Origin of the sequence: Alteromonas nitratireducens (genome assembly GCF_040812025.1) — a bacterium.
Taxonomy (GTDB): Bacteria; Pseudomonadota; Gammaproteobacteria; order Enterobacterales; family Alteromonadaceae; genus Alteromonas; species Alteromonas nitratireducens.
Window position 1 is genome coordinate 1 of sequence record NZ_JBFNPK010000031.1, and the last position, 13804, is coordinate 13804.

The following is a 13804-nucleotide window of genomic DNA, read 5'->3' on the forward strand; positions in this document are numbered from 1 at the left end:
GGTCGACAACCGCCAGTTTAAAGGCCAGTGAATAATCCCGCTGAGTTCGTTTAGTACTTGTATTCATTACACTCTCCAAAAAGAAGCTGGAAAGTGTCAACTTTATTTAGGACGGGTCAGACAGAACAAAAAAAGCCCCGTTTTTACGGGGCTTTTTTATTACTTGGGATAGCCTGCCGGGTTATTGGATTGCCAGTGCCAGGTATCTTTGCACATTGCTTCAAGGCCTTTCACTGCATGCCAGTTAAGCTCCTGTGCTGCCAGCGTCGGGTCTGCATAGCAGCTGGCAACATCCCCGGCGCGTCGCGGAGCGATAGTGTAAGGTATGCTTTTACCAGAAGCGGCTTCGAACGCTTTGACCATGTCCAGCACGGAATATCCCTGACCTGTGCCAAGGTTGTAAATATCCAGTCCCATATTCAGTGACAGGCGTTCAATGGCTTTGAGGTGACCATTGGCCAGGTCTTCTACATGGATGTAATCCCGCACCCCTGTACCATCATGTGTGGGGTAATCGTCGCCAAATACACTGAGCTTTTCGAGCTTACCGGTGGCCACCTGAGAAATATAAGGCATAAGATTATTGGGGATCCCGTTGGGGTCTTCACCAATACGGCCTGAAGGGTGTGCACCCACCGGATTGAAATAGCGCAGGATCACAATGTTCCACGCATCATCTGACTTATATAAGTCGCTGAGGACGTGCTCAACCATCAGCTTGGACATACCATACGGATTGGTTGGCGTGCCGGTCTCCATGTCTTCACAGAGCGGCAGTTTGGCCGGATCGCCGTAAACCGTTGCAGATGAGCTGAAGACAAGATTCTTAACGGCATGTTTGCGCATGGCCTTACAAAGCGTCAGGGTGCCATAAACATTGTTCTCGTAGTATTCGAGCGGTTTGGCAACGGACTCGCCTACGGCCTTTAAGCCGGCGAAATGAATAACAGCGTCTACGGCGTGCTCGCTGAAAATATCATCCAGCACAGCCGCATCGCGGATGTCGCCCTGAACAAAGGTGACGGGTTTGCCGGTCAGTGCTTCCACCCGGCGAAGCGACTCGGGACTAGAGTTTGACAGGTTATCAAGCACCACAACGTGGTAATCTTCTTCGAGCAGTTGCAAAACCGTGTGACTACCAATATAGCCGGCACCACCGGTTACCAGAATTGATTTCATTGCGGATCCTTGTGAACGGTCGGTAAATATTTTGCACAGATAGAATACTGTAAAGGCTTAACCAGTAATGGGTAAAGCAGAAAAACCAACAGCGCCCACAGCAGCGACGTCCAGTCGGTTGCGGTGCGAAGTATCAGTGCAAACACAGGAACAATCACCAGAAGCTTCAACACATTGAGCAGTGTTTTCTCTGGTGTGGACATTTGCCCGGCAGCGGCATCAAGCCGCGTCATGCGTTCCTGAATAGACAGCCCCTTAAGCGCGGGGATATTGCGTGAAAAAAAATAAAAAGCCATACCGTGCCTTTAATAAAAAAAAACCGCCGAACATGTCTGTGTCGGCGGTTATTGTAGGTGATTGCGCTGGCAGATAAAACTGCTTACGACTTTGCCTGGATCCCGGCTTTTTCCCAGAACCGTGATTTCAGGCTGAGCAGGGCGATAACAATACCGATAGCGATACTGAACAATGCAATCTGCAGGTACATGTTAGGCATTTCCTGAACATTCTCCGGGTCGAAATTTCCAGACAGCAGGCCTGCGATAATGTTGCCGATAGAGTAGGTCAGTACGAACACACCCATCATCTGACCGGCGAACCGCTTGGGTGACAGTTTACTTACCGCGCTCAGGGCAACCGGGCTTAAGCACAACTCACCAACGGTGTGCAGGAAGTAGGTAGTGACCAGCCACATTGGCGCCACTTTCAGACCCTGTGCGGCATACTGAGATGCCATAAACATCACCAGGAATCCGGTTGCCATGATGACAAGGCCCACGGCGCATTTAAGCGTATAGGAGGGGTCAATCATGCGTTTTGACAGGTTAATCCAGAGCGCCGCAAAAAATGGCGACAGAATAATGATAAACAGCGAGTTAGATAACTGGAACCACACGGTCGGGATGGATGCCATGCCAAACCATGAGGTGAGCAGTGCGCCATCTGACAACAGTCTGTCAGTGTAATCCTGAGCAAACAGGTTCAGCGACGAGCCGGCCTGTTCAAAACCTGACCAGAAACAGGCCGAGGCAAAGCATACAAGCAGCAGCGCCCACATGCGCTTTTTCTCGTTGTCGGTCAGCTTGCCTTTAAAGTAAATAAAGCCAAAATACGCAAAGAAGATAATTGTGAAGAAAACTGCGACCTGTTGAGCCAGTGATACCGGGTCAATAATAATGGCACCGGTGTGCGCCAGAATGGTGACGAACACTGCCACAGCGACCACAGCGATAACTCCCATCCAGGCTTTCTTACGTGCCGGGCCAACGAAGGCATTGGCGGGTTCAACCGAATCACCAGACAGCGAGTGACTGGTAAAGTAATACTGAATCAGACCAATCGCCATGCCCACAGCCGCCGCGCCAAAGGCGTAGTGCCACCCCCAGTTTTCCTGCAGGTAACCGGTAACCAGGTAGGCGATGAGCGAGCCAATGTTGATACCCATGTAATACAAGGCATAGCCACTGTCACGGCGTCCGTCATCGTCACTGTACTGCTGGCCGACCATGGCGGAAATGTTTGGTTTCAGCAGACCCGTACCGCTGGCAACCAGAATCAGGCCGACAAAGAACAAGTTCTGCAAATCGATGGCAAGTACTACGTGACCGGAAAAGATAATTAAGCCACCGTACCAGACCGCCTTTTTGCCGCCCATCAGGCGGTCAGCGAGCCAGCCACCCGGTAGACCAAGGAAATACACCGCGCCGGTATACAAGCCGTAGATCGCGCCAGCAGTGGCGACCGTGAAAGCCAGACCTTCCTGTTGCAGACTTGCGGTCATGAAAAGAACAAGCAGAGCACGCATGCCGTAGTAGCTCATGCGTTCCCACATTTCAGTAAAAAACAGCGTTCGCAAGCCACCAGGATGGCCGAAGAAGCTGGCGTCGTTAGATGATTTCATAGTCACAATGAGATTCCGTAGATTATTATGTTTTTTGAAGCGTTAACGGCGTGAAGCCCCGCTTTCTTCTTACGTGTTCCATTAGCGGTAAGGCTATGTAGACACGTCGTTATACTAAAGAGTCAGCGGCGACACAAGGGATGGTCGATTGTTGACCGCCAAATGTGTCAGGCAGGGCTGACGCTAACGTCAGCCCGCGTACTTATAACTCTTTGATTGTCGCAATGATTATGCGGATGATGCCGTACAGCACCAGCAGAATGACGCCAAAAAGCGTCAGGTTGTAAATCACTTTAGGGTACTGGCTGCTATCAGGCAGTGTAGGTGACTCGATGGTTACCAGGTGTTGCAGTTTCTGATAGGTTTCCACCCGTGTATTTTCCAGTGTGATCAACGACGAGGAGTATGCCTGTATAGCCAGTTCCAGTTGCACTTTAAGGTTGCTGTATTGTGCCATCAGTTCGCTGACCGACAATTCACCACCATTTTTATTCATCTCACTGATTCGGGCTTTTTGCTCCTGAATTTGTGACTCAAGTGCCGTGATCTGGCGCTTAAGGTTAACGACCTCTGGCGCTGTGGATGACATCATCGTGCCAATGGTATTAAGTTCTGCGCGCTTTTGTGCCAGCGTGGCCTCAAGAGAGAACGCGATTTGCTGAAATGCTGCTCCTTCCGCGGTAGGATCGAGCACATTGTATTTTGCCTGAAACTCAAGCAGGTCGGTTTTCGCCTGCTGCAATTTTTGCTCAACGATGTCATGTTCACTTTTGGCAAAGGTGAGTTTTGACTTTGCCAGATCATTATTAATGTTGTTGATAAAACCTTCTGCTTTCTCAACAATAGTCTGGTTAATCTTTTGGGCCATTTCCGGGTTAAAGCCGCGGGTTTTCAGCGTGATTACCGATGAGGCGGCGTTGACCGTGACTTCAATGTGGTCGAGATAGTAGTCGAGAAAGTCTTCACGGCTGTTAAAGGGTGACAGGGCACTAAAAAAGTCAGCCTCATCAGAACGGTAGTGCTCGCGTAGCGAAAGCGTCTCCTCCAGGTGGTTAAGCATGTCGGCAGAGCGTATATAGGCATCGACCAGCTGACTTTCATTACTACCGGAAGACGCGCCGATACTGGATAACATCAGCGAAGAGGGGTCAAACGAGCTGCCACCGTTACTGGATTTAACAATCAGCTGGCTCTGACTCTCATACTGAGGGGAAGCCAGCAGGATCAGGTAGGCTGCGTAAAGCAACCAGGGCGCAGCGATGATCAGTCGCTTTTGCTTTTTCATAATTCGGGAAAGTTGTGACAGTGTTTTTTCAATCATGTTGGCTTTCTAGTCCTTTCGTTACCCGGCTTAATCAGCGGTGTAAGCAGCAATACCTTCTTCGAGGTCGGCGTAATAGGTTAGCCGTCCTTCTTTCAGAACTACCGCTGAGGTACAGAACTCTCTGACCTGATCCAGTTCGTGACTAACCATAATCACGCCGGCAGTCTGGCTTTTTTTCTTGAGTGTGGCGCGTGCCTTTTTACGAAATTGCGGGTCACCCACGGAGGTGGCTTCGTCAATAAGGTAAATGTCGAAGTCGATGTTCATACAACAGGCAAACACCAGTTTGGCGCGCATCCCCGAGGAATAATTTTTTACCGGAAGATCAAAGCGACGTCCGAGTTCAGCGAATGCCTGCACTTTTTTTTCATACTCTGGCAACGAAGCAACGTTGTTGATTCGGCCAATAAAACGGGTGTTTTCGCGGCCGGTCATTTGCGGGTGGATCCCGGTTTTAAGTGCGACCGGCCAGGATATCGATTTATCGGTCAGGATCTGCCCGCGATCCGGATATTCACTTTTCGCAAGCAAACGGAACAGGGTTGATTTACCCGAGCCGTTTCTGCCAAGGATCGCCACGTTCTTTTCTGTCGGGAAATCGAAACTCAGGTTTTTGAACACATATTGTGGACCGAGCTTGCTGGGATAGCTCTTGGTAACCTTGTTGAGCCGAATCATCGTGCCAGCACCTTTTTCCAACTTATGTGGTAAACCGCCAGCGCAAAAAACAGGAACCCCGTACTGATAGTCAGGATATAGTTCATACTCACCCCGTCATGGCCGTAGGATTCAAAACAGGCGTAGCGCCCGAGTTCCAGGAAGTGCACCAGCGGGTTCCAGGTAAACAAATACCAGTATTCCTGAGGAATGTCCTGCAACGAGAAAAAGACGCAGGAAATAAACATCAGCGGCCGCATCATAAATGCTTTGAGTTTGTTTACTTCAGGTACGAACGCCTCTGCAACAGCAAACAAGATCCCCAATGAAATGGCGAAAATCCAGAGAATAACAAACAGGGTTATCAGTAACAGCGGGTCGAACATGTCAAACGTCTGGTCCATCAGGTAGACACTGAGCGCCAGAAGTCCGATGACTGCCACTTTGATAGAGAGCTCGAGAAAGCCCGATGTCAGAATAGCAGACATGGGCTGAACCTGACGGAATGCATAAAGCGGTTTATTCTTCTTAACCGATCGGGATACTGCTGTTAAGGTTTCCGTTAAGAAACGCAGACCGACCAGCCCAATCATCATAAAGATAAAAATGGGCACGGTATGCACATCGCCGCCGCTGATACGGCCACGAATAAACGACAGCAGCATGATAAACAGAAACGGTTCTATAAAAGCCCAACTGGTACCAAATTTGTCATTGAATTTACTTTGCAACTCACGCAGGTAGAGCGCAAAAATGACGCTCCGCCAGGCGTAAAGTTGTTGTCGTAGCTGTGTCATCGGACTAACGGGTCACTACGTTCGCCGCGATGGCAATCTGATAAATGATTTGTGTAATGTCTTTCACGGCCTGCAGTGTCTTGGTGTCGATGGCAGGCATGACGACAACCTGATCGCCCGGTTCAATGTGTGTGCTATTGCCGGCGGTCAGCCAGTTTCCGCCATCCACGTTGTCAAACTCCACATTGCCATTTTTTCTGATGATCAATACACGCTCATCATCGGCACGCTGCGTGAAGCCGCCCGCCCAGGCAACGTAGTCCTCGGTCGTTGCATCGGGGTTGTAAACCACAGCCTGTGGCATCAGTACTTCACCCCCGACGTGTATGAGATCAGAGACTTCAGGGATCACAATGGTATCGTTTGGCTCCAGCAGGATGTTCGCGACCTTGCCATTTTCGGATACCACAACGCGGCCTACCGGCTCAATCTGACGTGCCCGTGCAACAAAATCGGTTACCAGCTCGGCCTCCTGGGCCCGGATACTGCCTTCACCGCTTGAGCTGATGGGAGCAGTAAATACACTTCGCTCAAGGCGCTGGAGTGCCTGATCGATGATCTCTTTTTGTTTTGCTGCCACACTTTCACGGGTCAGAAAGACATTGTTGATATCCGCCAGGTCTGGATCAACCGCAATATGGTCAAGCACGTCGAGCAGACGGGTGCCTTTGTCAACCATCACCTGGGATGCGCCGGCATGCGCGCCTTTAATGTTGATTCTGTAAATCTGTGGCTCATGGTCGTTGACGTACTCGACCGTGTCGCCAGGTTGCAGCATAAGACCGTTGAAATCAGATACGGTCAGGTAGCGGGCAAACTGTGTGTTGTTGCGAATACCGGCAACCGACACGTGACTCATGAACTCACCCGGGCGGGCGAAATAATTAACGGTTTCACCCCGCAGTTCTTCATCTGAAAACTCGAAGGTGAAGCTGTTACGGGCGCCCGTTTCAACAACAATGGTGTTGCCAATCGGCCGCACAAGAATGATATCCCCGTCTTTGAAGGACACGTCAGGCAGCACGCCGTCACGTAAGAACATATACAGGTCGGCGGTGGCAACCACCTGACTATCACGTATTACATCAATTTGTCTGAAGCTGCCACGGGTAAAATCGATACCGCCGGCACGCTTGAGATAATACAGCACGCTGTCAGAAGCCAGACCGGCATACTGACCGGGACGTAACACCGGCCCCGACACGAAGACCGATACGGGCGTTGAAGTGAGCAAATTGACATAAATATTCACGTCGCTGGTATAGACCTGACGAATCTTACTGCTCACTGTCTGGTTCACTGCGCCTGCTGGTGTGTTCGCGACTTTGATGGGCCCGATGTTCGGGATAAAAATATTACCCTGGTTATCAACGGTAACAACATCAGAATAGCTGACAGCGCCCCACAGCCAGATAGAAATTTTATCGCCTGGCGCAATCAGGTAACTGTCATTCAACCCATCGATACGTTCAGATTCAAAGCCGCCGATAAACAGATTCGCCGCGAAAGGCGGATTATCCATCGCTTCCTGTAAAGGAAAGACAGTCTCTATCGATGGCTCTCCCGGCAGTGATGTGCCGCGACGTGGCTGCACGGAGTATTGCCCCTGTGCGCTGCTGCGGTTTCCTGAGGACGGTAACGTGCGGTTTGTATCGACGTTAATTGGCGACACTTTCCCCATCGCGGCGGCGCTGCCGTCATTGCCGGACTGGTTCTGCGCCTGCTGACGAAGTTGTTGCAACTGTTCAAGACTTTGCGCAAATACGTTTGAACTGCTAAACATTACAAGCATTGCACCAATGCTGAGCATCCGCATCACTGTCTTCATGGCTGAACCTCCGTACTGTCGGACGATGAGACAAGAGGTGGAAGGGCGCGCCAGTGACCGTTTTCCTGGCAAAGCGCTTTCAGCGTATTGTCGCCAACACGGTTACTTTCCGGCTTTACGCGTTGGCATTGCTTGCCGCTGGCCGACAGATAGTGACCAACAACCAGAAAACGTTGTTGATCGACAAGGACAACATTGTCCGTAATTCTGATATCTGGATTGCTTTTTGCATCATGGTTGCCGGTAGGGTGGATAAGCGTCTCATGGACGAGGGGAATATCAGCATTAGCCTGTTTGGGCAGGCTGGTGCAACCGCTTACGATGAGAAGTAACCCGAGTAATCCGCTTGCGGGAACAAAGTGATGATTCATCGATGATTCAATCCGTTTCTCAAATTGGCGCTAGGATAACACAACAAATTAAAAAAACATGAGCATGAGACCGATGCTGATACTAACTGAACGCCCAGAAAATGCTCAAAAAAACACAGTTCGATGGTTTATCGACCAGATGGGTGAGTTTTTTTAGCATATTGGGTAGTCACCTATATGAATGTTTATTATCATATGTGGCGGTTTGTAGCGTCTACATATGATAAAGGCATAACACATGCCGCGTTCTTCAGCACAAACATTTACTACAGGACCGGATTTGCAACAACGCAGATCTTAAAATTGTAACGTCACTTCCTGCGGGTTTATCTGCGGGGTTGGAGTAAAGTGGCAAGGGATCACACGAAGAATGTTAGATTATTTGCAATTTGTACCACTTTTTACTGCGTTCTTTGTCGCGCTGATTCTGCTTATTGTCATGACGCCACTGGCACACCAGTTTGGACTGGTAGATCAGCCCAGTGTGCGTAAACGACATAATGGCATTGTCCCGCTGACTGGCGGCGTTGCGATCTTTATGGCCGTGCTGGTAGCCAGCGTGGCCACCGACGTATGGATGAAAAACAACCCGCTGTTTTTCACAGCATCGGCGTTTATTGTTTTGCTGGGGATGCTCGACGACCGTTTTGAGCTGAGCGCGAAAGGCCGCTTATTATGCCAGTTCGGTGTTGCGTCAATCATGGCGTGGAGTGCACAAAATTACATAACGTCACTGGGTGACATCTTCGGAACCGGCGCGCTGTACCTCGATTTGTCCGGGTATTTCTTTACCATCGTGTGTGTCGTCGGGGTCATTAATGCCTTTAACATGATTGATGGTATTGATGGTCTGGCGGGCGGCATGAGTCTCATTGTTCTGCTCACCGTGGTAGGTTTTCTGGTGGCAAGCGGCAACGGTGCAGCCATTATGGAGCCGCTCATTATTGTTGCTGCCATTGTTCCGTTTCTGGCGTTTAATCTCAGTTGGAAAGGGTTTAAAGGTAATAAGATCTTCATGGGCGACGCCGGAAGCATGTTTGTCGGTCTGACGATTGTATGGCTGCTGGTTGATCACACCCAGGGTGCGACAGCGGCATTCAGACCGATAACCGCGGTATGGCTGATTGGTTTACCACTGATGGACATGGCTGCAATCATGTACCGTCGTGCGCGCAAAGGGCAATCAGTACTGCGCCCTGACCGCAAACACCTGCACAATATTTTTATGCGTGCCGGACTGACCTCACGCCAGTCACTGCTGGCTATTCTTTGTATGGGCGCGTGTTACTGTCTGGTGGGTGTGCTCGGTGAGGTTTATCAGGTGCCGGAATCAGTGATGTTTTACGGGTTCCTCGCTCTGCTGGTGGTTTACAGTTATGTCATCCAGAATATCTGGAGCTTTATTCGCTTCATCAAGCGCGTCAAACAGTTCAGTTCGTAGTCTGTCAGACGGCAGACTACAGACTTTTCCTCGCATTTTTGCTAACGTTATCAGATTGATTTACATAACATCGTAACCTGGCGGGACGCTTGGACAAGCAGTATACCATTCTACATAACCACTTCACTTCTCCGACGGTCGAATCCGTTGTTGCCATGGCGGTGTATCATGGCGATCGCCTCGAGTGGGTCGAGCAGGCTATTTCAAGTATTCTTAATCAGACTTACCGCGATTTTGTCTTCTTTGTTATTCTCGACGGTGAGGTCCCGGCCAAATTTGTTAACCTGTTGAAAGACCTGGCGTTTACCGACGAACGACTGGTGCTGGCACAAAATGACAGGAATGTCGGTTTGGCGCAGTCGATGAATCACGCGATAGAGTGGGGCATGTCCCTGTCACCGGCCTATTTTTTTCGCATGGATGCTGATGATGAGTCAGCGCCTAACCGACTTGAGCGTCAGACGGGCTATCTGAATAAGCACAAAAATATCTCTGTTCTGGGCTCGGCGCTGGTTGAGTTTAATGAAAACGGTAAACAGGTGGGGGCACGTGTTATGCCTGCCTCGCACAAGCAGATAACGCACCTTCTGCCGCGCCGATGTACGCTCAATCATCCTACTGTCGCGATTCGCTATCAGGTGTTTTATGACGGCATCCGCTACGATGCGGATCTGAAGAATACGCAGGACTATTTTTTGTGGATATCAATGGCAAAGAAAGGCTATGTCTTTCGGAACCTGAAAGACAAGTTACTGCGCTTTCGCCGGGTCAACGATTTTTACAAACGTCGCGGGCTGAGTAAGTCGCTGAACGAATTCCGGGCCAGGGTGCACGCGATGCGCGCATTACGACGGACCACACTGTTTAATCTGTGCTACGCCTGTGCAGTACTGGGTTTACGTATGATGCCTGCCAAAATTGTAAAACTGGCGTATCGCGTTGATCGGCATTTTCTGGAAAGGTTTATAAAGCATTGAAACTGGGTATCGTGATAATTCTGTATCACCCCGACGAAGCGCATATCAGGGGGCTGGTGCAGGCGTATTCTAATGCAGGCTTGCCCGTGGTACTGGTGGATAATTCCCCGGCACCGTTTAATCTGACAGAACTCACGTATTCCCAATACCTCCACAATCCGGACAATGCAGGTATTGCGCGCGCGCAGAATCAGGGCATCGAGGCATTATTGTCGCTTGGATGTCGCTACGTTTTGATCCTGGATCAGGACAGTAAACTGGCGTGCAGTGATATTGAAAAGCTGGCGTCACACTTTCGAGTGCTCGAATCTGCCGGGGAGCCTGTCGCCGCTATCGGTCCGACCGTTCATTGCAGTTTCTCAGACAAGCTGGTGGTGCCGAAAGTCAACCGGCACAAAGCAGTCAGTGAAACCCTCGTTAATGCTAAGCAGTTAATTGCCTCTGGTATGCTGTTGTCTGCGGCGGCCTATTCCCGCATTGGCGGTAAAGAAGAGTCGCTGTTTATTGATGGTGTTGACCACGAGTGGTGTTGGCGCGCCCGTCACCAGGGGTTTTCCCTGTTTCAGGCTAAGGATGTGGTGATGCCCCATCGGCAGGGCGACGCGCGGATCAGGCTGTGTGGCGTAATATTCAAAGTGGGCGCACCCGTCAGGCTCTATTACCAGGTGAGAAATGTGCTGCTGTTGTCCCGTCGTGGCTACGTTCCGACCTACTGGAAAGTCCGGAATTTCCTTGCGCTTCCGCTGCGTTACCTGGCCAATCGCTGGTTTATGGAGAACGGCAAACAGCGTGGGGTGTTGATGCGAAAAGGCTTTGTTGACGGCTGCTGCAAACGGTCTGGTAAGTTGACGGAATAATGCAGGATTGTCATATTCCTTTCATTGCATGTTGCTAGTGTCCCCTGGCATTACATAACAGGCAGCGACTGGCGTAAAGCGGGTCACTACGTCGAAGAAGAAGTGGGAAAAGTGTGAAAATTACAGTATTTGGTGCAGGTTACGTTGGCCTTGTGCAGGCAGCCGTGCTGGCGGAAGTCGGTCATGATGTGGTGTGTGTCGATGTTAACGAAAAGCGGGTTGCCGACCTGAAAAGGGGTATTGTTCCGATTTATGAACCAGGCCTGAGTCCGCTCATCCTCTCTAATCAGGAAGCGGGACGTCTGACCTTTGTGACTGACGGTAAAGCTGGCGTTGAACACGGACAATTGATTTTTATCGCAGTCGGTACCCCGCCTGATGAGGATGGTTCGGCAGACCTTCAGCACGTTCTGAATGTTGCAGAGACCGTTGCAACCTACATGCGTGAGCCAACCATTATCGTCACAAAATCCACGGTACCGGTCGGGACGTCGGATAAGGTCAGAAATAAAGTGACGGAAATACTCGATGCCCTGGGCAAGGCGGTGTCTTTTGATGTGGTGTCAAACCCAGAGTTTCTGAAAGAAGGGGCGGCAGTCGCTGACTGTATGCGCCCTGACAGGATCATCATTGGTACCGACAGTGAATATGCCGAGGATAAACTGCGCGAGCTGTACATGCCGTTTAACCGCAATCGCGACAAAATCATCGTAATGGATATTCGCAGCGCTGAGCTGACCAAATATGCTGCAAACTGCATGCTGGCAACGAAAATCAGTTTTATGAACGAAATTGCCAATCTGGCAGAACATTTTGGTGCAGATGTCGAAAATGTGCGCAAAGGGATCGGCTCAGATCCGCGAATCGGCTATCAGTTTATCTATCCGGGGTGTGGCTATGGCGGCTCGTGTTTCCCCAAAGATGTGCAGGCGCTCATTCGTAGTGCAAATGCGGTTGGTTATCAGACACGGATCCTCGAGTCAGTGGAAGCCGTGAATCGCGAGCAAAAACAAAAACTGTTCAGCTACATTCAGCGCCACTTTAACGGCGATATTCGGGGTAAAACCGTTGCGTTATGGGGACTCGCCTTTAAACCGAATACCGACGATATGCGCGAGGCCTCCAGTCGGGTACTGATGGAACAGCTCTGGGATGCCGGAGCAAGCATCCAGGCGTTTGATCCTCAGGCCATGGAAGAAGCCCAGCGTATCTACGGTAACCGTGCCGATCTCAAATTGCTTGGAACTAAAGAGGCGGCATTGAATGGTGCTGATTTTCTCGTGATTTGTACAGAATGGCAGTCGTTTCGTGCACCGGATTTTGAATTTATAAGAAAGACATTGCGTGAACCGTTAATCTTTGATGGTCGAAACCTTTACGAGCCAGACAGGATGTTGGAATATGGTTTGCATTATTACGCAATAGGTCGTGGTTTATCAGTACAAGGACACAAATAATGAGCCAGGTAAAAAAAGCAGTCATTCCTGTAGCCGGACTGGGTACACGTATGCTGCCGGCTACCAAAGCCATTCCAAAGGAAATGTTGCCGGTTGTCGACAAACCCTTGATTCAGTACGTTGTAAGTGAGTGTGTAGCAGCCGGATTGAAAGAAATCATTCTGGTTACCCATGCCAGTAAAAACAGTATCGAAAACCACTTTGATACGTCATTTGAGCTTGAAGCAACGCTCGAAAAGCGGGTGAAGCGACAGTTGCTTGAAGAAGTGCAGGCTATCATTCCAAAAGATGTGACGATCATGCACGTGCGACAAGGGGTCGCCAGTGGCCTGGGACATGCCATTTTGTGCGCGCGTCCACTGGTTGGTGATTCACCGTTTGCGGTAGTGTTGCCTGATGTGATTATTGATGATGCAGCCAGCAACCCGAAAAAAGATAACCTTGCCGAGATGGTGGCACGCTTTAACACCAGTCGGGTTAGTCAGGTTATGGTGGAGCAGGTGCCGACCGAACAGATCAGCAAATTTGGTATTGTCGATTTGGACGGCAGAACGATTAAACCCGGTGAATCTGCGAAGATCCATAAGATGGTGGAAAAGCCGCCGCTGGATGAGGCGCCATCAGACCTGGCAATTGTAGGCCGCTATGTCCTGTCTGAAGAAATCTGGGATTTGCTGGAGTATACCCCACCGGGTGCGGGCGGCGAAATTCAGCTGACTGACGCCATTGATGCGTTGATGAAAATTGAGCAGGTCGATGCGTATTACATGAAAGGCAAAAGCCATGACTGTGGCAGCAAGCTGGGGTACATGAAAGCCAACGTGGAATATGCACTGCGTCATCCGCAACTGGCTGATGACTTCAAGGCGTACCTCGCCTCACTGGTATAAACTAGTCAATGACTAGTCCTGATATAAGTTGACACTTATTTCAGTTTAAAGCGCCCGGTGAACTTCATCGGGCGTTTTGTATTTTAGGGCCAGATGCGGCCTTTTCTCATTATAAATCGCGACAGA

Annotated in this window: 13 protein-coding genes; 6 read left to right on the forward strand and 7 right to left on the reverse strand. The window is 50.2% G+C overall.

What is annotated here, in order from left to right; genetic code table 11:
- Positions 1-159 precede the first annotated feature (159 nt).
- From galE to AB1N33_RS16360, 7 genes are all read right to left on the reverse strand, one after another.
- Complete coding sequence (galE, locus tag AB1N33_RS16330; RefSeq protein ID WP_411272634.1) at positions 160-1179, reverse strand: UDP-glucose 4-epimerase GalE; 1020 nt, start codon at positions 1177-1179, stop codon at positions 160-162.
- The gene (locus tag AB1N33_RS16335) at positions 1176-1475 is read right to left on the reverse strand and encodes a DUF6170 family protein (RefSeq protein ID WP_411272635.1); all 300 of its coding nucleotides are present in this window, start codon (positions 1473-1475) and stop codon (positions 1176-1178) included. The genes galE and AB1N33_RS16335 overlap by 4 nt, the downstream gene beginning before the upstream one ends.
- A gap of 83 nt (positions 1476-1558) precedes the next feature.
- On the reverse strand, positions 1559-3079 hold the full coding sequence (locus AB1N33_RS16340) for a peptide MFS transporter (RefSeq protein ID WP_411272645.1): 1521 nt from the start codon (positions 3077-3079) through the stop codon (positions 1559-1561).
- 202 nt (positions 3080-3281) lie between these two features.
- On the reverse strand, positions 3282-4400 hold the full coding sequence (locus tag AB1N33_RS16345) for a KpsE/RkpR family capsule polysaccharide export protein (RefSeq protein WP_411272636.1): 1119 nt from the start codon (positions 4398-4400) through the stop codon (positions 3282-3284).
- A gap of 30 nt (positions 4401-4430) precedes the next feature.
- Positions 4431-5081: an ABC transporter ATP-binding protein gene (locus AB1N33_RS16350; RefSeq protein WP_411272637.1), complete on the reverse strand. Its 651-nt coding sequence runs from the start codon at positions 5079-5081 to the stop codon at positions 4431-4433.
- Positions 5078-5857, reverse strand: coding sequence for an ABC transporter permease (locus tag AB1N33_RS16355; RefSeq protein WP_411272638.1), 780 nt, complete (start codon positions 5855-5857; stop codon positions 5078-5080). Before AB1N33_RS16355 ends, AB1N33_RS16350 begins: the two co-directional genes overlap by 4 nt.
- A 4-nt stretch (positions 5858-5861) precedes the next feature.
- Positions 5862-7673, reverse strand: coding sequence for a polysaccharide biosynthesis/export family protein (locus AB1N33_RS16360; RefSeq protein WP_411272646.1), 1812 nt, complete (start codon positions 7671-7673; stop codon positions 5862-5864).
- Positions 7674-7738: 65 nt separating this feature from the next.
- Between AB1N33_RS16360 and AB1N33_RS16365 the strand changes: the two genes are divergently transcribed.
- The 6 genes from AB1N33_RS16365 (at position 7739) to galU (ending at position 13678) form a co-directional block, all read left to right on the forward strand.
- The gene (locus AB1N33_RS16365; RefSeq protein ID WP_411272639.1) at positions 7739-8017 is read left to right on the forward strand and encodes a hypothetical protein; all 279 of its coding nucleotides are present in this window, start codon (positions 7739-7741) and stop codon (positions 8015-8017) included.
- A gap of 409 nt (positions 8018-8426) precedes the next feature.
- A complete protein-coding gene (gene wecA / locus AB1N33_RS16370) occupies positions 8427-9497 on the forward strand; it encodes a UDP-N-acetylglucosamine--undecaprenyl-phosphate N-acetylglucosaminephosphotransferase (RefSeq protein ID WP_411272640.1) in 1071 nt (356 codons plus the stop codon).
- A gap of 89 nt (positions 9498-9586) precedes the next feature.
- A complete protein-coding gene (locus tag AB1N33_RS16375; RefSeq protein WP_411272641.1) occupies positions 9587-10474 on the forward strand; it encodes a glycosyltransferase in 888 nt (295 codons plus the stop codon).
- Complete coding sequence (locus tag AB1N33_RS16380; RefSeq protein WP_411272642.1) at positions 10471-11331, forward strand: glycosyltransferase family 2 protein; 861 nt, start codon at positions 10471-10473, stop codon at positions 11329-11331. Before AB1N33_RS16375 ends, AB1N33_RS16380 begins: the two co-directional genes overlap by 4 nt.
- A gap of 113 nt (positions 11332-11444) precedes the next feature.
- The gene (locus AB1N33_RS16385; RefSeq protein WP_411272643.1) at positions 11445-12788 is read left to right on the forward strand and encodes a UDP-glucose dehydrogenase family protein; all 1344 of its coding nucleotides are present in this window, start codon (positions 11445-11447) and stop codon (positions 12786-12788) included.
- Positions 12788-13678 carry a UTP--glucose-1-phosphate uridylyltransferase GalU gene (galU, locus tag AB1N33_RS16390; protein WP_411272644.1) on the forward strand — a complete coding sequence of 297 codons (891 nt, stop codon included), beginning with the start codon at positions 12788-12790 and terminating at the stop codon, positions 13676-13678. The genes AB1N33_RS16385 and galU overlap by 1 nt, the downstream gene beginning before the upstream one ends.
- Positions 13679-13804 lie beyond the last annotated feature (126 nt).

Coding starts and splice junctions, on each gene's coding strand:
- galE (WP_411272634.1), bottom strand. CDS start 1,179: ATGAAATCAATTCTGGTAACCGGTGGTGCCGGCTATATTGGTAGTCAC.
- AB1N33_RS16335 (WP_411272635.1), bottom strand. CDS start 1,475: ATGGCTTTTTATTTTTTTTCACGCAATATCCCCGCGCTTAAGGGGCTG.
- AB1N33_RS16340 (WP_411272645.1), bottom strand. CDS start 3,079: ATGAAATCATCTAACGACGCCAGCTTCTTCGGCCATCCTGGTGGCTTG.
- AB1N33_RS16345 (WP_411272636.1), bottom strand. CDS start 4,400: ATGATTGAAAAAACACTGTCACAACTTTCCCGAATTATGAAAAAGCAA.
- AB1N33_RS16350 (WP_411272637.1), bottom strand. CDS start 5,081: ATGATTCGGCTCAACAAGGTTACCAAGAGCTATCCCAGCAAGCTCGGT.
- AB1N33_RS16355 (WP_411272638.1), bottom strand. CDS start 5,857: ATGACACAGCTACGACAACAACTTTACGCCTGGCGGAGCGTCATTTTT.
- AB1N33_RS16360 (WP_411272646.1), bottom strand. CDS start 7,673: ATGCGGATGCTCAGCATTGGTGCAATGCTTGTAATGTTTAGCAGTTCA.
- wecA (WP_411272640.1), top strand. CDS start 8,427: ATGTTAGATTATTTGCAATTTGTACCACTTTTTACTGCGTTCTTTGTC.
- galU (WP_411272644.1), top strand. CDS start 12,788: ATGAGCCAGGTAAAAAAAGCAGTCATTCCTGTAGCCGGACTGGGTACA.